This window comes from Streptomyces sp. NPDC034670, assembly GCF_055574875.1.
Window position 1 is genome coordinate 1 of record NZ_JBVITR010000142.1, and the last position, 1,412, is coordinate 1,412.

Sequence of the window (1,412 nt, forward strand, 5' to 3'; positions counted from 1 at the left end):
CGGGTCATGTCCCTTGGCGTGGTGTAGGCGATCAGTCGTCTGACGTGGCGGGCAGGACGATCGTGTCGTCGCTGTAGAGGGCGTCCATGCTCTCGTTGGAGAGGTAGCGGCGGGGGAAGGCGATCCATTCGTCGTGGAGTTCGGCGAGGACCGCGGTGGCCAGGCGGAGGACGGCGGGTGGGTTCGGGAAGACCTGGACGACGTCGGTGCGGCGTTTGATCTCCCGGTTCAGCCGCTCGAGCGGGTTCGTGGACTGGATCTTCTTCCAGTGCTGATGGGGGAAGTCCGCGAACGCAGTCAGGTCCTCCTTGGCCTCCAGCAGCATCTCTCTGACCTTGGGAAACTGGCGGCCGAGCATGTCGGCGACGGTGTCGAGCTGGGCGCGGACAGCGTCCGCGGTGGGCTGGGCGAAGATTGTGCGGATCGTCGCGGCGACCATCTCCGCAGATCCCTTCGGGATGGCGGCGAAGACGTTGCGCACGAAGTGGACCCGACACCTTTGCCAGGCGGCGCCGAGCATGACCTTGCGGATCGCTTTGACCAGGCCGCTGTGGCTGTCGGAGATGACCAGACGGACGCCACCCAGCCCGCGTTCGCGCAGGTGACGCAGGAACTGGGCCCAGAACACTTCGGTCTCGCTGTCGCCGACCATGACGCCGACGACTTCCCGGCCACCGTCCTGAGTGACGCCGGTGGCGATGACGACGGCCTGGGAGACGATGCGGTGATCGACACGGGCCTTGACGTAGGTGGCGTCGAGGAACAGGTAGGGAAACCGGATGTGGTCCAGCGGGCGCGTCCGGAAGGCGTCCAGCTGTTCGTCCAGGTCCGCGCAGATCCGGGAGACCTCGCTCTTGGATATCCCGGTGTCCGAGCCCAGGGCCTTGACCAGGTCGTCGACCGACCGGGTGGAGACGCCGTGGACGTATGCCTCCATGACAACCGCGTAGAGGGCCTGGTCGATGCGCCGCCGACGTTCCAGCAGGCTGGGGAAGAAGCTCCCGGCCCGCAGCTTCGGGATCGCGAGTTCCAGGTCGCCGGCCTGCGTGGTCACCGTCTTCTCCCGGTGCCCGTTGCGCCAGGTCGTGCGGCTCTCGGTGTGCTCGCCCCACTCGGCGCCAATCTTTGTCGTGGCCTCGGCCTCGATCAGTTCCTGCAGCAGCCGCTCGGCCACCTCGCGGACGAGTTCAAGACCATCGGCCGAACGTAGTGACTCAAGCAGGCGAAGTAGGTCATGCTGGGACAAGGCCACCGTGCACCCCCTGGGGTCGAACTGCCCGTTCACTCCGGACAGTTGCACGGTGGCCTGCCAGTTGAGCAGGGAGCAGTCACCGGCAGACGGTGCACTCCAGGGAGCGGAACCCGCGCACTCAACCGCGGAGATCCCCTACACCACACAGCGGGACGCCGTC

Annotated in this window: 1 protein-coding gene; it reads right to left on the bottom strand. The window is 66.7% G+C overall.

Annotated features, from left to right (window positions below; all coding sequences use genetic code 11):
• Nucleotides 1-31: 31 nt before the first annotated feature.
• Nucleotides 32-1,252 carry an IS256 family transposase gene (locus tag ACZ56B_RS32850; RefSeq protein ID WP_468798757.1) on the bottom strand — a complete coding sequence of 407 codons (1,221 nt, stop codon included), beginning with the start codon at nucleotides 1,250-1,252 and terminating at the stop codon, nucleotides 32-34.
• Nucleotides 1,253-1,412 lie beyond the last annotated feature (160 nt).